At 52.8% G+C, this 17,744-nt stretch carries 17 protein-coding genes and 1 tRNA gene; 11 read left to right on the forward strand and 7 right to left on the reverse strand.

The window, feature by feature from the left end:
• The first annotated feature begins 191 nt into the window (after positions 1-191).
• Positions 192-1,607 carry a nicotinate phosphoribosyltransferase gene (locus HUW35_RS17285; RefSeq protein ID WP_181253464.1) on the forward strand — a complete coding sequence of 472 codons (1,416 nt, stop codon included), beginning with the start codon at positions 192-194 and terminating at the stop codon, positions 1,605-1,607.
• Between the two features lie 101 nt (positions 1,608-1,708).
• Positions 1,709-2,545, forward strand: coding sequence for an ADP-ribosylglycohydrolase family protein (locus HUW35_RS17290; protein ID WP_181253465.1), 837 nt, complete (start codon positions 1,709-1,711; stop codon positions 2,543-2,545).
• A 19-nt stretch (positions 2,546-2,564) separates the two neighbouring features.
• On the opposite strand, the gene HUW35_RS17295 is transcribed toward HUW35_RS17290, so the two are convergent.
• Both HUW35_RS17295 and HUW35_RS17300 read right to left on the reverse strand, forming a co-directional pair.
• Positions 2,565-3,032 (reverse strand): hypothetical protein, encoded by a 468-nt coding sequence (locus HUW35_RS17295; protein WP_181253466.1) that lies wholly within the window; start codon positions 3,030-3,032, stop codon positions 2,565-2,567.
• A 27-nt stretch (positions 3,033-3,059) separates the two neighbouring features.
• Positions 3,060-3,773, reverse strand: coding sequence for an NUDIX domain-containing protein (locus HUW35_RS17300; RefSeq protein WP_181253467.1), 714 nt, complete (start codon positions 3,771-3,773; stop codon positions 3,060-3,062).
• Positions 3,774-3,932: 159 nt separating this feature from the next.
• On the opposite strand from HUW35_RS17300, the gene HUW35_RS17305 reads away from it, so the two are divergent.
• From HUW35_RS17305 to HUW35_RS17345, 9 genes are all read left to right on the forward strand, one after another.
• A complete protein-coding gene (locus tag HUW35_RS17305) occupies positions 3,933-4,955 on the forward strand; it encodes an SPFH domain-containing protein (RefSeq protein WP_181253468.1) in 1,023 nt (340 codons plus the stop codon).
• The gene (locus HUW35_RS17310; protein WP_181253469.1) at positions 4,952-5,893 is read left to right on the forward strand and encodes a sugar kinase; all 942 of its coding nucleotides are present in this window, start codon (positions 4,952-4,954) and stop codon (positions 5,891-5,893) included. The genes HUW35_RS17305 and HUW35_RS17310 overlap by 4 nt, the downstream gene beginning before the upstream one ends.
• Positions 5,894-6,126: 233 nt before the next feature.
• Positions 6,127-6,756 carry a hypothetical protein gene (locus HUW35_RS17315; protein WP_181253470.1) on the forward strand — a complete coding sequence of 210 codons (630 nt, stop codon included), beginning with the start codon at positions 6,127-6,129 and terminating at the stop codon, positions 6,754-6,756.
• Positions 6,757-7,086: 330 nt separating this feature from the next.
• Positions 7,087-7,317, forward strand: coding sequence for an AlpA family transcriptional regulator (locus tag HUW35_RS17320; protein ID WP_181253471.1), 231 nt, complete (start codon positions 7,087-7,089; stop codon positions 7,315-7,317).
• 9 nt (positions 7,318-7,326) lie between these two features.
• Positions 7,327-8,982 (forward strand): replication endonuclease, encoded by a 1,656-nt coding sequence (locus HUW35_RS17325; RefSeq protein WP_181253472.1) that lies wholly within the window; start codon positions 7,327-7,329, stop codon positions 8,980-8,982.
• Between the two features lie 149 nt (positions 8,983-9,131).
• Positions 9,132-9,605 carry a hypothetical protein gene (locus HUW35_RS17330; RefSeq protein WP_181253473.1) on the forward strand — a complete coding sequence of 158 codons (474 nt, stop codon included), beginning with the start codon at positions 9,132-9,134 and terminating at the stop codon, positions 9,603-9,605.
• Positions 9,606-9,805: 200 nt separating this feature from the next.
• Positions 9,806-10,636, forward strand: a complete 831-nt coding sequence (locus tag HUW35_RS17335) for an abortive infection family protein (protein ID WP_181253474.1) — start codon at positions 9,806-9,808, stop codon at positions 10,634-10,636.
• Positions 10,637-10,784: 148 nt separating this feature from the next.
• On the forward strand, positions 10,785-12,467 hold the full coding sequence (gene drt4, locus HUW35_RS17340) for an antiviral reverse transcriptase Drt4 (protein ID WP_181253475.1): 1,683 nt from the start codon (positions 10,785-10,787) through the stop codon (positions 12,465-12,467).
• A 142-nt stretch (positions 12,468-12,609) separates the two neighbouring features.
• Positions 12,610-12,987, forward strand: coding sequence for a hypothetical protein (locus HUW35_RS17345; protein ID WP_181253476.1), 378 nt, complete (start codon positions 12,610-12,612; stop codon positions 12,985-12,987).
• 185 nt (positions 12,988-13,172) lie between these two features.
• On the opposite strand, the gene HUW35_RS17350 is transcribed toward HUW35_RS17345, so the two are convergent.
• The 5 genes from HUW35_RS17350 to pheS all read right to left on the reverse strand — a co-directional run bounded on the left by HUW35_RS17350 (position 13,173) and on the right by pheS (position 17,641).
• Positions 13,173-13,249, reverse strand: a tRNA-Pro gene (locus HUW35_RS17350).
• Positions 13,250-13,386: 137 nt separating this feature from the next.
• Positions 13,387-13,752, reverse strand: coding sequence for a MerR family transcriptional regulator (locus tag HUW35_RS17355; protein WP_181253477.1), 366 nt, complete (start codon positions 13,750-13,752; stop codon positions 13,387-13,389).
• Positions 13,733-14,038: an integration host factor subunit alpha gene (gene ihfA, locus HUW35_RS17360; protein ID WP_043315900.1), complete on the reverse strand. Its 306-nt coding sequence runs from the start codon at positions 14,036-14,038 to the stop codon at positions 13,733-13,735. Before ihfA ends, HUW35_RS17355 begins: the two co-directional genes overlap by 20 nt.
• A gap of 130 nt (positions 14,039-14,168) precedes the next feature.
• Positions 14,169-16,547: a phenylalanine--tRNA ligase subunit beta gene (pheT, locus tag HUW35_RS17365; RefSeq protein WP_181253478.1), complete on the reverse strand. Its 2,379-nt coding sequence runs from the start codon at positions 16,545-16,547 to the stop codon at positions 14,169-14,171.
• An 80-nt stretch (positions 16,548-16,627) separates the two neighbouring features.
• Positions 16,628-17,641: a phenylalanine--tRNA ligase subunit alpha gene (pheS, locus tag HUW35_RS17370; protein ID WP_181253479.1), complete on the reverse strand. Its 1,014-nt coding sequence runs from the start codon at positions 17,639-17,641 to the stop codon at positions 16,628-16,630.
• Positions 17,642-17,744: the final 103 nt, after the last annotated feature.

Here is a 17,744-nt window from a genome sequence, read left to right on the forward strand (position 1 = left end):
CCCTGGTCGTTTTTTAACCAGAAAGTCAGCACCCCAAAAAAATCCTTAAAAAGCTCGCAGTTCCACTTGACCTTTTAGTGACTTTTAGCCACTATTGCCTCATTGGTGTCGTAAAGACTCTAACTGAATAACAACAGGCCAAGCGCGCTGGATAGACCGGCGCTAAATATCACTCACGGAGGATTTCCGCGATGCAAAACTACAACCCGATCTTGAACGTCGACAGCTACAAAACCAGCCACTACCTCCAGTACCCAGAGGGGACTCAGTACGTCAGCAGCTATATCGAAAGCCGCGGTGGGCAGTACAAGGAGGCGGTCTTCTTTGGGCTGCAAGCCTTCATCAAGCAGTACCTCACTACCCCGATTTCTGCTGTTGACATTGATGAGGCCGAGGAGCTCTGCCTGGCACATGGCGTGCCATTCAATCGCGAAGGTTGGGAGCATATCTTGACCCAACACAAGGGGTTTCTCCCGATAGAAATCCAGGCCGTGCCAGAAGGCACCATAGTCCCGGTACAGAATGTTCTGGCCCAGGTCATCAACACTGATCCCGCCTGCTACTGGCTAACCAGCTATGTGGAGACTGCCCTGTTGCGCGCGGTTTGGTACCCCACTACCGTGGCCACCCAAAGCCGTGAAGCCAAGAAGATCATCCAACGTTACCTTGAAGAAACTGCCGACAACCTCGATGGCCTTCCCTTCAAGCTCCATGACTTCGGCGCCCGCGGAGCAAGCAGCGAGGAAACCGCGGCTATTGGTGGTCTAGCGCATCTGGTGAATTTCCAGGGAACGGACACCATTGCGGCCCTGCTAGCCGGAAGACGTTACTACAACGCACCAATGGCCGGTTTTTCTATCCCCGCCGCAGAACACAGCACCATGACCAGCTGGGGTCGAGAGCACGAAACCGAGGCCTATGCCAACATGCTGACTCAATTCAGCGGCGACGGACGCCTGGTGGCCGTGGTCAGCGACAGCTACGACCTGTGGAACGCTATCGAGAACATATGGGGTGGCGAACTGAAAGAGCGGGTGGAGAACAACGGCGGCACCCTGGTGATACGTCCGGACAGCGGCGACCCCGTCGATGTGGTGACACAAACCATCGAGCGGTTAATGCGCATCTTCGGAGCGCGGATCAATGACAAAGGTTACCGCGTACTGCCGGATTTCGTGCGAGTGATTCAGGGGGATGGTGTCTCTCTCCATACGATAGAGGGGATACTTGCCGCGATGAAGGCGCGCAAACAGAGCGCCGACAATATTGCGTTCGGGATGGGCGCCGAGTTACTGCAAAAGGTGAATCGCGATACCATGAAGTTTGCGATGAAAGCCAGTGCAGTCCGTGTTAACGGTCTCTGGCGGGATGTATACAAGGATCCGATTACAGACACCGGTAAGCGCTCTAAGAAAGGTCGCCTCGCACTGGTTCACCGTGGCAACGGCACTATCCATACCATCAGAGAGCAAGAACTCGGTAATCGGACGAACCTTATGCGCCCGATATTCCGCAATGGCAAAGTGCTGGCAGAACAGGATCTTGACGAGATCCGCACTCTGGCGGCGGTACCGGCCACTGAGACACTATTGACTGCTGCGGGATAATTATGCGGCACTATCTGGGAGGAAAGCCGGCATTGCCGGCCTTCCCATTACCTGAAATAAAACCCTGAACTGTCAGTAAGTCGTCAAGAGGTCTGCTGGATATGCTCATCGAAATTGCTATTGGCGATGCCTACGGGGCCGGCTTCGAATTCTGTGATCGCGAGAAAATAGTCCGGCACAATAATTTGGACCAATACATCGGGCACCCTTTGGGAATACCAGCCGGACGCTACACCGACGATACGCAAATGAGCCTGGCCGTAGCCGAAGTTATCCTCAACATGGAGGCCCCTTCGGCACATGATTTTGCAGAGGGCTTTGTCCGCGCCTATAGACGCGATCCCCGAGCCGGCTATGCGACTGGCTTTCATACGCTGCTGGAGCAGTGCCATACGGGTAAAGACCTGCTAGATCGCATCCGCCCAAATAGTCGGCGGAACGGCGCCGCCATGCGCTCCGTTCCGCTGGGACTGATCCCCGACAGAAAGGAATTGATGTCGATAGCGGAAACCCAGGCAGCAGTCACCCATAACACCGAGGCAGGAATCCGCTCTTCGCAGGCCGTAGCCTTGATGGCGCATCTACTCTTTTATCAGCGCGCAGCTATTGCCGAGCTCCCTATCCTCGTGGAGCAGGAACTTGGTCTACCGATCTCAGGAGACTGGTGTGGTGAGGTCGAATGCGACGCGATACAAACAGTCCACGCCGTCAATACGGCATTACAGCGGAATCGCCAGCTGTCGACGCTGCTGATCGATTGCGTCAGTTTTGGTGGCGATACCGATAGTGTTGCCGCCATTGCATGTGGCATAGCCTCTCTATCCAGTGAATACACCAACGATATTCCCAGGCAACTCATCGACGGGCTCGAAAACGGTACCTACGGTCGCCAATATCTGATTGAGCTAGACCGAGAGCTCGCCACCCGTTACGAGTAGATTTGAACCGAGCAACCTATCATGACAGCAGCCGCTCGAAGTGCTGCTTAACCGCGGCCCAGTTCGGGAATTCCGCGCCGCCATATTGGATCAGCGTTCCTTCAAAGCGCTCCTGACCTTTCCCCTCCGTTAGGTTGTCGATCAAGTAATGCCCCCGGCTTAGATCCTTGTGCGGGCTGATGATCAGGCGGTTGACCACGTCATACCCCAAGTACTCCTCGACCCATAACCGCTTTTCCATGTAGCTGTGCGGGTTCTTAAGAGACGGTGCGGTCAAAACAAACGCCGCCAGTCGATCCTGCTCCTGCAGCCAGCGATAAACCTCTATGGCACCAGGCAGTGGGGCCATGCCGGAATAGAATCCGGGGATACTTTGCGGAAATCGGACCTCAGGGTACTCCCTCTGGTATTCTGAGTAAGCGCTGTCGTAATCACACAGCGTATGGTCCATATCGACATAGACGATTAGCTTGTTCTGCCAAACCATTGAACCTCCACGCTTAGTACGTAAATACTAAAGTTCCAGGTTGCGCACAAAAGTGAAACTGCCCGATTTTGCCCGCATCTTGTACAAGCTTGCCGGACGCCCTCCTTCCGAGCGCTTTTCACCGGTATCAATAAGAAGGTCCGCCTGCTCTATTCGCCTGCGGAACGACTTCTTCTGCAACGGCTTGCCAATGATTACTTCATGGACCTGTTGCAGTTCAGGCAAAGTAAACGTTTCTGGCAAGGCATACGCCGGGACGATGCTGTAGAGCGCCTTCTGAACCAACCGCCCATGGGCGCGGCGCAGAATCTCCTTGTGATCAAAGGCGAGCGCCATCTTCTCGGCCTTGCCAATTGGCACCCAGGCAACATCCGATACGGTTTCGATATGGCTTTCACAAGCCTGGTGGGCGATGAGCGCGGTATAGCAGATAGTCACTGACCAGCCACGCTTATCTCTGCCTGCGCCACCAAACGTATAGAGCTGCTCAATATATGGGGGAATGACTCCGGTCTTTTCTTTGAGCTTCCGTACCACGGTATCTTCCAATGTCTTGTCTTCGGACTCCGAGACAAAACCACCCGGCAACGCCCATTTTCCCTTCTCAGGGTGATTGGAGCGCTCTACAAGCAATACTTTCAGTATGCCCTCGTGATAGGTAAACAGGACCGCATCGACGGTCAGCAACGGTGCGTCGAAAGCGTGCTTATCGTAATTCGCTAAATATTCCCGCTCGTTCATTCACCGCCCCGATTAGTGTCAATTGGCCACTTATAGTAGTGCCGGCCCTGCCGCGGTGCAACTTTCAGTGACATTTCGTCACTTTCTCTTGACCGGATAGTGTCTTTAGGCCACCATTATGACTATAAGTGACCAATCGACACTATATGGGAGGGCACCATGCTCAGCATCCGATATTACAAGGCGGACTCGTCTACCTACGTAGTGATGAGCGTCAACGGCAGGGTACGGCGTAAAGGCAAAGGGCTGAGCTTTTTCTACAACACGGCAACGACCTCCATTGCCGCGATCCCCATCAATGTCCAAGAGGCACCTTTCATCTTAAATCTGCAAACAGCGGACTTTCAAAACGTCACGGTACAGGGTGAGGTGACCTTCCAGGTATCCGACGCACAAAGGACTGCCGAAATGCTCAATTTCAACTTGCGCCCGGATGGCAGTGCGTATGTTTCAGAAGACCCGCTCAAACTAAACGACAGGGTTGTTCGCACCGTTCAGGCACTTGTCCAGAGCACCATTCAGGCCAATGGATTACGCGAAGCCCTGGGTTTAAGTCAGTCGCTCGTGACCCTGATAAAAAACCAATGGTCTCTGGAGCCCGCACTGGAGCGCCTGGGCATCACCGTATTGGATGCAACAATTACTGCCATCGCCCCTACTCCTGAAACGGCCAGGGCCCTGGAGGCACAAACCCGGGAAGAAATTCTGAAACAGGCGGACGATGCCATTTATGACCGGCGCAAGTCCGCGGTCGAACAGGAACGTACCATCAGAGAAGCCGAACTCCAGACCGAGCTGTTCGTCCAGCAAAAGGAACAGGAAATAGAGGAATCCCGCATCGACAACGAACGGACAATCCTGCGCAAACAGGCGGAAACAGAGCAAGAGCGGCTCGACACACAGATCGAGGCCGAGAGTCACCGCCATGAATTGGTGAGACTCAGCGTCGAGAACCGCCGTTTAGAGGCTGATGCAGACGCCTATGCCATCACCGCACGGACGAAGGCTTGCAAGGAACTGCCGGCTGACTACTGGAAGGCCATGGCGCTGACGAAGATGGCTCCCGAGCAACTGGTGGCCATGTCTCTCGACACATTGGCCGAAAACGCGGAAAAGATCGGCGAACTGAACTTTACGCCCGAGCTCTTCGGCCAGCTGGTGAGAAAAGTACAGCGATCATGAGCGACAGGAATCATCTGCGGGTAGTACTGATCACCCGGAAGACCCGTCTGCAGGAATTGATCGAACGCTTCAACACCTGGGCTCAAGCCAGGTTCTACTTGGAGCACAACCATGTCGATGTGCAGGATTACTTGAATGAGCACGACGTATACCAGCAGCGCTTGCAGCAGGCGGAGCAGATCCTGAAACCGATCGGCCGCTTTCAGCTGCTGGAGCGCAGTCTTCTGGCCAGTTACCAGTTCAGTGAGCGCGATATCGTCGTGGTGCTCGGCCAGGATGGACTGGTGGCCAATACCCTGAAATATCTGCACGGCCAACCTGTCATAGCCGTCAATCCCGATCCAGCGCGTTGGGACGGTAAACTGTTGCCGTTTAACATAGAGGACCTGCAGCAGACCATGGAGCAAACCCTGAGCGCTTGTGTCGGTTACAAGTCGGTTACCTTTGCCGAGGCAATCACTAACAACCGGCAGCGCCTGATTGCGGTCAACGACCTGTTCATCGGCCCCAAAACTCATACCTCGGCCAGATACCGGCTCAACTGGCGTGGCGTCAGTGAGGAGCAGTCCTCATCGGGAATCATCGTGTCCACCGGGATGGGCTCAACTGGCTGGTTTCAGTCGATCCTCGCCGGCGCCATGGCAGTGTCAGCACAGAAGGCGCATCCGCTGCAGGGAGGTTTCGCCTGGGACGAGCATCGCCTACAGTTTTCCGTCCGTGAACCCTTCCCCAGCCAGCTGACCGGCGTCCAGTTGGTGTTCGGAGAAATTACTACTAGAACCTGCCTCACACTGGAATCCCATATGCCCGAGAATGGCGTCATATTTTCCGACGGAATAGAAGAGGACTACATTACCTTCAATTCTGGCACCACCGCCACTATAAGAATTGCCGAAACCGCTGGCCGACTAGTTGTGCCAGATACTGGTAAAGATTAACCACATAACACCTCCTCCTCATAGAATCATTGAGATCCATCTTCAATCGACGACCGGTACTTTAGTAACTGTGACCATCGAGCTATCAGCACAGCCCAAAGCAGCTTTCGACTAGACTGCGCCACTGACTTTCTCGGACCCCTAGCTACTAGCTCGATCGTAAGAGCCGATACGAGATTATTCCACATGCTAGCACTCAGCTGGAGCGAAAGATCTCCCCCGGCCCCAGTACAATGGAAGCACTACTAAGCCGCTCCTTTCAGCTCGAAACGGAGATAGCACGATTATTCGACCTCCCCCAGGCCGAGCTCTCTCATCGGACTTGGGCTTCGAAAGTGATGTGCAGCATAGCCTTGGAGCATGCCGCATCAGCAAAAATTCTAATTGGTAATGGTCACAAAACCTCAGCCATCAGCCTTTTCAGGCTGCAGTATGAAGCTCTCGTCAGATCAATATGGGTAGCTCACGCCGCTTCTGATACACAAGTTGCGGCTCTTTGTGAGCTCATTAATGAATCAAACTTCAGCCGACTAAACAATAAACAGCTTTCTGTTGATGCGATGCTCAAGGAACTCAAGAATCACCTTCCTGGCGACGTCATGGACAGGCTGATGGAATTCAAGGAGACCTCATGGAAACCGCTCTGCTCCATGGTTCACGGTGGCGTCATGGCATTACAGACTCACGCTGCGGATTTCCCTCCGGATCTGTTGAAAGATATCGTCAAACTTTCCAACGCGGTTTCCTGCCTTGTCGCCAACTCGTTGACCAATATAAGTTCCGATCGATCTTTTGCAGGATTCACCACTCGACTCTATAAAACGTATCGCGACTGCCTCCCAGATAAAGAAGTCGAGTATTGATCCCCCCTCCCTCCTTCGCTCAATTGGGCCTTTTTAGACTGCCTATCTCGGATCGAACGGAAAGCTGTGCAAATATCAACCAAATCAAGTGCTCTGAAATACAGAAATCTGCTCATTTTCACCGCTATTTTTTCTGAGCAAAGCTTGGGGCTAATCGACGAAGTTGAACCCTCTTTCTGGACCGAAATCGACGGATTTCGATCATTTGGGTGTTTTATGACCAAATATTTTTTGTAACCCTGTGACCCTGTTTTAACCCTCCGCCCTATTCACAGTTAACCCAACTGCCTTTTACGGTTCATCCATCGCTGAAAACACAGGTGGATACCAATGTCCCGCGAAGCACTTAAAAACTCACGAGCGCTGTCCGAGATCGAGGCGGCAAAATATATTGGCATGAGCCGCTCTTATCTCGCCCAGGCCCGAATGGATGGCCGACGGGATAACCGTACCCCAGCCCCACCCTTCATCAAGATCGGCAGATCCGTTCGTTATCTCCGGGAAGATCTGGATACCTGGCTGAACAGCTTTTCAAAGCTTGAGCACCTGGGACAAGCGTAGGTATCCGCCATGACGGTCTTTGCCGTGGACCAGGCCCTACGTATTACCGACGGTTTCGGCACGCATGAGTGCTGCACCTTCCGGGCCCATATCTTCAGGTCTCACGAATTCATCTGCCTTGCCCTGGCGCAGCACTACAGGCGCATCACCCTGACCGATGGACATGTAAAAGCCAACGAGTCTCTCAGGAAGATCCACGAGACTCTAAAGCTCGGGAAGTCTTTCGAGGGACTGCTCATGACCTCCCCGGACGAAGACGTCCGCCGGTTTGCTGAGCACAAGGCAAAAATACTGAAAGCAGCCTTCTTCCTTGAGAACAAAGCTGGTCGGTATCGCAACGGCTTGAAGAAGACCATTAAAGCGGTCGAGAATTGTCAGCTGACCTTCCCCCATCCCGACCCCCTCCAGGCAAGCCATGAAGAGATCATGCCTGCACTTGCACGGGTATTCTGTCCGGACTGGTGGCGGCGTGGTATCCGCACACTTCAGGACACCTATCTCGAAGCGGTACATATCCAGATAGGCATGGTGCACAAGCGTGCGGGTATCTATGCGAGCAATCACGGAGTCAACCGAAAGCTAGCCCAGTGGAAGCGCAATGAAGCGGTACTAGCCGCCCTTGAAGCGGAGAACGAACTAGGTGAAGTGTTCAATCTCCTAGACGTGGCCAAGCGAAGCGTCGCCAACCTGGTCAATCGCCGCAATGAGCTAATGACCCGTATGGCGGGCTTTGAAGCGATATCCAAGAAGCAGGGTCACACAGGGGTCTTCTTAACCCTGACAGCACCCTCCAAGTACCATAGCCACAGGACTAACGATGGTCAGCCAAACCCTGCCTATACAGGGTCAACCCCGGCCGACACTCAAGCCTACCTTAACCGCCAGTGGGCTAAGATCAGGGCCAAGCTCAACCGAATCGGGGTCAAACCGTATGGGTTCCGCGTGGTCGAGCCTCATCATGACGGTTGCCCCCACTGGCACATGCTGCTCTTTCTACCCCCAGAGCAAGTGAAAGATACCCTCAGTATCTTTCGCCACTATGCCCTGGAGGTTGACGGCAATGAGCCTGGTGCTCAGAAACGCCGCTTTACCGTCAAACACATAGATTCCAATAAAGGAACAGCCGCGGGTTACATCGCGAAGTACATAGCCAAGAACATAGACGGTGAGAACGTCGGCGCGGATCTCTATGGACATGATGCGATCGAGAGTGCGGTGCGCATTCGTGCCTGGGCGTCTACCTGGAAGATCCGCCAATTCCAGCAGATCGGCGGCCCCAGCGTTACCGCGTGGCGGGAGTCCCGTAGGCTTGCCCATAGTGAGCATGCAGAAGCCGCTTTGGACTCAATAGATAGCGAGTTATTGGAAGGGCTTATCGAGGCTGCGGACAAAGGAGACTGGGAAACCTTTACCGAGCTGTCCGGCGGGCCTACTCCAGAACGAGCCAGCCTGCCGTTGCGGGCGCTACACGTCGTCAAAAAAAGCCTGAATAAATACGGCCAAGAAGCTCAAAAATTGATCGGCCTTCTGTTCCAAGCGAAATCCAGGGTTATCACGCGTTTTCACGAGTGGACAGTTCGACTGGTTGCTGAATTCGAAAGTTGCGGAGCGGAAGCGAGAGCAATAGGAGGGGCGAACGCCCCTCCCTTGGAGTTCTGTCAATAACTGTACGCCATCAGCTTTCTTTAGACTCACCTTACTGATATAAATAAAATAATACGCGCCGAACCGTTGTATGATGAAGTAGCAAGTGCAGTGGTTATTGACTGGAAGTCAGCGGCACACAAATAAGTAACGAGCAGAAAGGACACGACGTGAAAGCGATAAGCAAAGCGGCATTATTTCTATCAATCGCCATCGCAAGCCCATTCAGTGCAGCAGCTTGCTCTATAACCGACGTTAAATCATGCAATACGTGTTCGCAGCTAGACGCAACTATTGACTATGAAAACCCAAGTGCTGGAGATTACTTCCGCGGAGCTCGTTGGAACGGGTTATACGCTGCATATCTCCGAAACTGCCCATTAATAGGTGCAAAGCTTATTAAGAAAGGAGCGAACCCCGTAAGCGGCGGCCTTTTTGGCTCTATGATTATGACGGTATCGCAAAAGTGGCCACATAACGACAAGAAAATTAACGAAATGTGGGCATCCCTCTTATTAACTGCAGACGCAACATTGGATAAAAATATAAAAGAGGCTGATCGCAAGGACACAAAAGAAATTGTTGCAGAAGTAGGAAGCTTTAAGCCTGACTATTTTGATTTATATATACTTTTTGAAGACTGAGCCGAAGATTTTCGACATAAAATGATCAAAACAGGTCCTCAACCTCCCGACGAGGACCGTTTTTTAAAGTACATGCATACACTAGGAATCTGAACTGACGACAAAAAGTTAACAAAGGATTCTTTCAATTCATACGCACGCATACTGTTAGCGCCCCTCTGCTGCTGGTGCTAGCCTTCCCCATCTGGATTTCAGGTTATATGAGAAAAGAAATACCAGCACCGATCATAGCTGTTTTATCAGAAAACTTACCAGACATAGAAACTCACGCAGGCTTAGATAATTTATTTCTGTATGCTGACGCTCCAGGCGAGCCCCCACCAGGCTCAAAACCAGTAAAAACTCAAGCTTGGCTACGCCGAATTAATAAGGACTCACCCGATCCACTGGCTATACTTGGCAAGCTTCTGGAGTGCTATATAGAAACTCCCAGGCAGGAAGAAAAAATAGGCGAGTTCGGAACTCCAATACCTAACTTTGATCCCAAGAATGAGTTTAAAGACAAACTTGACTCTATTTTAACCCAATGCAATTTAACTTATATCTCTGGAGGGTATATCTCCGATGGTAGCTCAACTCCAAGTAAGTCCCTGGCTCAACTAATAAAGGGAAGAGATATTCCTGCCATTGATGCCGAATTTAATCGCGCACTTGCAAACGTGACTTCTGAGCCAAGAGAGGCCGTTTCTGCTGCGTGCAATATTCTTGAATCAATTTTTAAGACTTACATTGCGGACGAAGAGTTACCTCAACCAAATAAGCAAGACTTACAAAGTGTCTGGAAGGTTGTAAGATCAGATTTAGGTTTTGAGCCGAATCTCTTGCAAGATAATGACCTTAAAAAAATTCTAACTGGAATTCTGTCAGTAGTTGACGGAATTGGAGCCTTCAGGTCACATGCCAGCTCTGCACATGGGCAAGGCCGAAAGCTCTACAATGTCAAACCTCGTCACGCACGGCTAGCTATTCATTCAGCACATACGCTATCACATTTCGTACTAGAAACATGGGATGAAAAACGTGCAAAGTAAAACTTACAAGAAGCTAAGCCCACACCGGAAATACCCTCCTGCTACGCTCAAAAAAATACTACAGTGTACAGCGTTACTCGACAGGCACCGAAATATATCGCTTAAATTTAGTATCGCATGATAAAACCAATCGAACAGGCCCTCACAAGTGTTACTCCCTCCAACTGACAGCAAACGCCACTTATACGAAGCGCTAACTAGGCACAACTATTTCCCAAACCAGAAAGAGGGAGCAAGAGAGTTGCCGCCTTGCTTTTCTACCACTAGCTTCACTCCTGAAATTGTCGAACTTCTAGTTAAAATTGACGAGCCAAATAAGCAGGCGCCTGTAAATCGTATAGCCCTCGGCTACGATCAGGTTATCTACTCGTTGACGCGACACAATAACGTTCCAAGAATGCTTGCCTTACCCCACCCTAAAGCTTATGCATTGCTTGTAAAGAATATTTATGAGAATTGGGATGATATAGAACACATAGCCAATAATGACCACAGTGTAATTAAGCCAGATCAGCATCAGGATGGTCGCATGCTGGTTATGAACTATGAAGGCTTATGCGATAGAACAGAACGAGCCCTATTGAATGGGTTCGGAATGCGATTTGTTGTACATACAGATATATCAAGCTGTTTTCATAGTATATATACGCACTCAATTCCTTGGGCAGTTCAAGGTTTTGAGGAAGCAAAGGAGAAATTGGCTAAAAACAGCCCCAAGCATTGGTCTGACGAACTAGACAAGTTCCAAAGAAAAGCAAAAAGGAATGAAACGCAGGGGATAGCTATCGGGCCTGGCACTTCAACAATTGTTGTAGAGCTTGTACTCAGCGCGGTAGACCGGACCCTAAAAAATGCAGGCTATAAATTCCATAGATATATAGATGATTACGTCTGCTACTGTGAATCACACGAAAAGGCCCAATCTTTTATTCAGGCATTAGGTCTCGCTCTAAGAAAATTCAAGTTAGATATAAACTTGCACAAAACGCACATAGCAGAGTTGCCGGAACCGATGAGTGACCAATGGGTTACTGAGCTGTCTGCTGCTCAACCTCTAGGATTTGTTGGTAAAGATGGAATACGAGAAATAACTGATAACGAAATTGTTACCTTTCTAGATACAGCGGTTAGATTAAATAAATCAACTCCAGATGGAAGCGTCGTAAAGTACGCGGTTAGCTACTTATTAAGGCTGGCGAGTGAAAAAACAATTAAGCAACTGCTAGATTACAGCATTCATTTAGCTTGGCACTATCCTGTTCTGATTCCAATGCTTGATCAAATGCTTTCTTCCGATGCAATTCTTCCAGAAGACTACAAAAATCAGCTCAATGCGATAGCATTAGAGAACGCCAAAAAAAATAGATCGGATGGCATGGCGTGGTCATTGTACTACCTAAACAAATATGGATTGAATTGCACTGTAGAAGTTTATTCTGAAGTCTACAAAACACGTGATTGTATGGCGTTGATGTGTCTTTATGCCAATGGAGCCAGCGAACAACATATTATTGACTTTGCGATGACGCTTCTTTGCAAGCCTGCGTATGAGCGGGATCAGTACTGGGTATTGCTATATCAAATATATAAAGATGGGAAAATTCCAGATCCATATAAAGACGGTGTTTTCGAACTGTTAAAGAGATATGAAGTTGACTTTATGGCAGGCGAAAACTACCAGACCAAAGCCCAATCATACTGCGACTACATTAACAACCCATTTATCGACGTCGATGAAACCCAACCCCTTACCTTTGATACATGGATAAAAAAACATTCCCAGGAGGTAGAGATTGGTGTTGAGCAGCCCAAAGAACAAGAGAATGCATAGGCGTCAACGGTGCACTCCCTCTGTAGCCATTGCGCAATGAGTTTTTTATGCCGATCCCAGCTCACCACCAAATCTTCGCAATAATTGCGCACATCATTGGCTCCCCTACAGCGAACCTTAAACATATGGATAGGAATAGCTTATGAAAAGGAATTATCGAAGAAGGAAGAGCCCGGGGGCATCAATTCTAAGAGATACCGCTGGTGCTGCGGCAACGGGATCTCTAGGGAAGGTGTTTTTGTTCGGTATTTTTGGCTTTCTTGTGCTTTATTTCGGGTTCCCATTTTTCATTGACCCTATGATTGCGCGCAATGGGGAAGAAGGGGTTATGAGTGGTGTTGCTAGGATCCTAGAGCGCAGATCTATTTGGGCAGAGCGCCTAGGTATAGCAGTATTACTACTCTGCTCAGCTTTCGCTATTTTCAGGAAGCTGGTGGATTGCAAAGTAGACAAGGATACGCAGAAGTTTACTGTGGTCGCGGCTAAGGTAGCCTCCAGAGCCATCCAGAAAAACACTTAGCCAATTGATACACAGCTGGGGCACCTATTTGAAACGCTCCCACTCAACGCCAACTGTAGCCATTCGTCAGGGGCAAGTAACTTCAGAGTTGGCGTATGCCTGGACTTAATATGGACTTAAATTTCAGACACAAAAAAGCCCGCTCAATTGGCGGGCTTCTAAGTCGTTGATTCTCAACGGTTTTATGGTCGGAGTGGCCGGATTTGAACCGACGACCACCACACCCCCAGTGTGGTGCGCTACCAGGCTGCGCTACACTCCGATAAGAGCAAATCAAGCTGGGTGAAAATCACGTAAGTGCTTGATTTATAAGGGGCATCGCTTGGCGATGAGGCGCAAATCATACCGAAGTACGGAGGGAATGCAAGCCCGTTTTGCGCCTTTTTGACTCTGGATGACTCAGGCTTCAACTTCCAACAAATCCAGCACCCCTTCCAGCTCGGCAATCATCTGTGGGATCACCTGTTGCAACTGTACGGTCTGTACTTTTTCGGAGCTGCCACTTTCCATCTGCAGGCGTGCGCCGCCGATGGTGTAGCCCTCTTCGTACAGGAGTGCGCGGATCTGGCGGATGAGGATGACATCCTGGTGCTGGTAATAACGCCGGTTTCCTCGACGCTTTACCGGGCTGAGCTGAGGGAATTCCTGTTCCCAGTAGCGCAGTACATGCGGTTTGACTGCACAAAGCTCACTCACTTCACCGATGGTGAAATAGCGTTTTCCCGGGATAACCGGGAGTTCGCTGTTATGACTCGCTTCCAGCATCTTCTTCTACTCGTGCCTTGAGTTTTTGCCCCGGCTTGAAGGTGACTACCCTTCTCGCGGAAATGGGGATTTCTTCACCAGTCTTTGGGTTCCTTCCCGGACGCTGGCTTTTGTCACGCAGGTCGAAATTGCCAAACCCCGACAGCTTGACCTGCTCGTTATTTTCAAGGGCGTTGCGGATTTCCTCGAAGAAATATTCGACGATTTCTTTAGCTTCGCGCTTGTTGAAACCCAGCTCTTCGTACAACTTCTCGGCGAGCCCGGCCTTGGTCAGTGCCTCTGTCATTGGTTCCTGCCCAACAGATTCAGAGGCGTCGACTCCCGGTTTTTAAGCCTGGTACCGCTGCGGCTTGTAACCCGGAGGCAGACGCTCTCGGGATACGCTCGTCAACTTGCGTATCCCGGAGCGGACCGGTTTAGCGCAGGCTGGCGTTGTATTTTTGTTCTAGTTCAGAAACAACCGCTTCTACAGCGGCATTGATTTCTTCGTCATTAAGGGTGCGCGAGGGATGCTGAAAGGTCAAGCCCATGGCGACACTTTTTCTATTAAAATCAATGCCTTTGCCCTGATAGACGTCAAAAATGTTGAAGTCCGTCAAATATTCGCCGGCAGCCTTGACCGCCGATTCAGCCAACTGGCCTACCGGGGTCTCAACGTCCGCCAGGATGGCGAGGTCGCGGCGCACTTCCGGGAACTTGGACAGCGGAGCAAATGCGGGGATTACCGCCTGCCCCAATCCGTCCAGGCTGAGCTCGAACAGGAACGCGGCCTTGGGCAAATCAAACGCCTGCTGCAGCTGCGGATGCAGTGCACCCAGTGTTCCCACCGGTTCGCCGTTACGCAGTACCTGGGCACACTGGCCGGGGTGCAGCGCGGGGTGCTTGGCGGGCGCGAAGGTGAATTCGGCATCGGCGTCGTAGTGCGCCAGCAGCGCCTCTACATCGGCCTTGATATCGTAGAAGTCCACCAGGTCCTTGTTGCCGGTCCAGCCTTCCGGCTGGCGGGTGCCGTAGATCAGGCCCGCAATCATGCGCTCCTGCTTGAGGGCTTCCCCGGCGGGCACGAAACGCAGCCCGGTCTCGAACAGGCGCAGGCGATCCTGCTGGCGGTTCAGGTTGTACTGCAGTGCCTTGACCAGCCCTGCCATCAGGGTGGTGCGCATCACGGAGAGTTCCGCGCTGATCGGGTTCTGCAGGGCCACAGGCTCCACTTCCGGATCGAATTTGGCGGAGGCTTCACGATCGATAAAGCTGAAGGTGATGGCTTCCTGGTAGCCGCGCGCCAGCAGGGTCTGCTCCAGGCGTGACTGGGCGACGATGGCTTCGTTGCGCGGCACTATGTCCAGGGAAGCTTTCATGCTCACGCTGGGGATGCGGTTGTAGCCGTATACCCGCGCCAGCTCTTCCAGCAGGTCGGCTTCGATGGCGATATCAAAGCGGAAGCTGGGCACCAGGAAGGTCCAGCCCTCGGCGTCTTCAGATAGCTTTTCGAGGCCCAGACGGGTGATGATCTCGACGATGTCGCTGTCCGGCATATCAATACCGAGACCGGTTTGTACGCGCGCGCGACGCAGGTTGATTCTGCGCTCTGCGGGCATGGCTTCAGTCACTTCGCGCAGGTGTACCGGGCCCGGCTCACCGCCAACGATATCCAGCAGCAGCTGGGTGGCGCGCTCGATGGCCTTTTCCTGCAGGCGGTAGTCCACGCCGCGCTCGAAGCGGTGGGAGGAATCCGTGTGCAGGCCGTAGGAACGGGCCTTGCCGGCGATGGCCAGCGGGCTGAAGAAGGCGCTCTCCAGGAAGATGTCTTTGGTGGCATCGGTGACGGAGGAATCCAGGCCGCCCATCACACCGGCGATGGCCAGCGGGCCCTTCTCGTCCGCAATCAGCAGGGTATCGGCATTCAGCTCTACTTCCTGCTCATCCAGTAGGGTGAGCTTTTCGCCCTGCTCTGCCATGCGCACCTTGATGCCGCCGGTCAGTTTGGCGAGGTCGAAGGCGTGCATGGGCTGACCCAGCTCCAGCAACACGTAGTTGGTGACATCCACCACCGGATCGATGCTGCGCAGGCCGCTGCGACGCAGGCGCTCCTGCATCCACAGCGGGGTTTCCGCATCGATGTTGATGTTGCGGATCACGCGGCCCACGTAGCGCGGACAGGCGTCTTCGGCCATCAGGGATACCGGGAAGCTCTCTTCGATCACCGGTGCGACGGGCTCAATGGCCGGCTCGGTGACGGCACAGCGGTTCAGCACACCCACTTCGCGGGCAATACCGGCCACACCGAGGCAGTCGGAACGGTTCGGGGTGAGGTCCACTTCGATGGCGCTGTCGTCCAGCAGCAGGTATTCGCGCAGGTCGGTGCCGGTGGGGGCGTCGCTGGGCAGTTCCCAGATGCCGTCGCTATCGTCGCCGAGTTCCAGCTCGGTCTGGGCGCACAGCATGCCGAAGCTCTCGACGCCGCGCAGCTTGGCTTTCTTGATTTTGAAATCACCGGGCAGCTTGGCGCCGACCAGTGCAAACGGAATCTTGATGCCGACGCGGGCATTCGGCGCACCGCAGACGACCTGCATGTCGCCCTCCGGGTGGCCCTTCACCTGACACACGCGCAGCTTGTCGGCGTCCGGGTGCTGTTCACAGGCGATGATCTCGCCCACCACGACACCGGAAAACGCACCGGCGACCGGCTCTACGGCGTCTACTTCCAGGCCTGCCATGGTGATCTGGTCGGCCAGCTGTTGTGCTGTCAGGTCCGGGTTTACCCACTCCCGCAACCAGGCATTGCTGAATTTCATAATCGTTCTCTAATTCTGAATTCTGTTATGCGCTTTGCGCTGTTCGCCTGCAAGGCAGGCTCCTACCTATGGGATTCGCGTTAGAACTGCTTGAGGAAGCGCAGGTCGTTGTCGAAGAACAGGCGCAGGTCGTTCACGCCGTAGCGCAGCATGGCCATACGCTCTACCCCGAGGCCGAAGGCAAAGCCGGAGTACTTTTCGCTGTCGATATCGCAGGAGGCGAATACGTTCGGGTGCACCATGCCGCAACCGAGGATTTCCAGCCAGCCGGTGCCGGAGCACACGCGACAGCCTTCGCCGCCACAGTTGGTGCACTGGATGTCCGCTTCGGCGGAGGGCTCGGTGAACGGGAAGTAGGACGGGCGGAAACGCACCGGCACATCCGCTTCAAAGAACGCTTTCAGGAACTGGTCGATACAGCCTTTCAGGTGCGCAAAGCTCACGCCCTCGTCGATCACCAGGCCTTCTACCTGATGGAACATCGGCGAGTGGGTGACATCGGAATCACAACGGTACACGCGGCCCGGGCAGATGATGCGCAGCGGCGGATTGGTCTTCTCCATGGTGCGGATCTGCACGGAAGAGGTGTGCGTGCGCAGTACCGTGGAGGGATCGATATAGAAGGTGTCGTGCATGGCGCGCGCGGGGTGGTGCGCGGGAATATTCAGGGCTTCAAAGTTGTAGTAGTCCCCTTCCACTTCCGGCCCCTGCTCTACGGAGAATCCGAGGCGCTGGAAGATTTCCTCAATGCGGCGCAGGGTGCGGGTGATCGGGTGCATGCTGCCCTGATCTTCACCGCGGCCGGGCAAGGTGACGTCGATGGTCTCTTTGGCCAGCTTTTCTTCGATGGCAGCTTTTTCCATCGCTTCGCGGCGGCTGTTGATCGCTGCCTGCACCTGCTGCTTGGCTTCGTTGATTTTGGCCCCCGCTGCCGGGCGCTCTTCCGCAGACAGTTTGCCCAGGCTTTTCAGCAGCGCGGTAATCTGACCTTTTTTCCCCAGGTAATCTACCCGCACCTGGTCCAGAGCCGCGAGGTCGCTGGCGTCTTCTACGAGTGCCAGCGCCTGCTCGGTGAGGGACTGCAATTCTTGCATTGAAACCTTCTCGTTCTGATCGATGAGTGACAATTGGAAGTTTTGGCCGCCCCGGTATCGATAGTACACACCGGGTGCGACAGAATTATTTTTAGCAAAAGCT

The sequence above is a fragment of the Microbulbifer sp. YPW1 genome, assembly GCF_013367775.1.
Lineage (GTDB): Bacteria > Pseudomonadota > Gammaproteobacteria > Pseudomonadales > Cellvibrionaceae > Microbulbifer.

Coding starts and splice junctions, on each gene's coding strand:
- HUW35_RS17300 (WP_181253467.1), bottom strand. CDS start 3,773: ATGAACGAGCGGGAATATTTAGCGAATTACGATAAGCACGCTTTCGAC.
- HUW35_RS17285 (WP_181253464.1), top strand. CDS start 192: ATGCAAAACTACAACCCGATCTTGAACGTCGACAGCTACAAAACCAGC.
- pheS (WP_181253479.1), bottom strand. CDS start 17,641: ATGCAAGAATTGCAGTCCCTCACCGAGCAGGCGCTGGCACTCGTAGAA.
- HUW35_RS17290 (WP_181253465.1), top strand. CDS start 1,709: ATGCTCATCGAAATTGCTATTGGCGATGCCTACGGGGCCGGCTTCGAA.
- HUW35_RS17325 (WP_181253472.1), top strand. CDS start 7,327: ATGACGGTCTTTGCCGTGGACCAGGCCCTACGTATTACCGACGGTTTC.
- HUW35_RS17335 (WP_181253474.1), top strand. CDS start 9,806: ATGAGAAAAGAAATACCAGCACCGATCATAGCTGTTTTATCAGAAAAC.
- HUW35_RS17345 (WP_181253476.1), top strand. CDS start 12,610: ATGAAAAGGAATTATCGAAGAAGGAAGAGCCCGGGGGCATCAATTCTA.
- ihfA (WP_043315900.1), bottom strand. CDS start 14,038: ATGACAGAGGCACTGACCAAGGCCGGGCTCGCCGAGAAGTTGTACGAA.
- pheT (WP_181253478.1), bottom strand. CDS start 16,547: ATGAAATTCAGCAATGCCTGGTTGCGGGAGTGGGTAAACCCGGACCTG.
- HUW35_RS17310 (WP_181253469.1), top strand. CDS start 4,952: ATGAGCGACAGGAATCATCTGCGGGTAGTACTGATCACCCGGAAGACC.
- HUW35_RS17295 (WP_181253466.1), bottom strand. CDS start 3,032: ATGGTTTGGCAGAACAAGCTAATCGTCTATGTCGATATGGACCATACG.
- HUW35_RS17305 (WP_181253468.1), top strand. CDS start 3,933: ATGCTCAGCATCCGATATTACAAGGCGGACTCGTCTACCTACGTAGTG.
- HUW35_RS17315 (WP_181253470.1), top strand. CDS start 6,127: ATGGAAGCACTACTAAGCCGCTCCTTTCAGCTCGAAACGGAGATAGCA.
- HUW35_RS17320 (WP_181253471.1), top strand. CDS start 7,087: ATGTCCCGCGAAGCACTTAAAAACTCACGAGCGCTGTCCGAGATCGAG.
- HUW35_RS17355 (WP_181253477.1), bottom strand. CDS start 13,752: ATGCTGGAAGCGAGTCATAACAGCGAACTCCCGGTTATCCCGGGAAAA.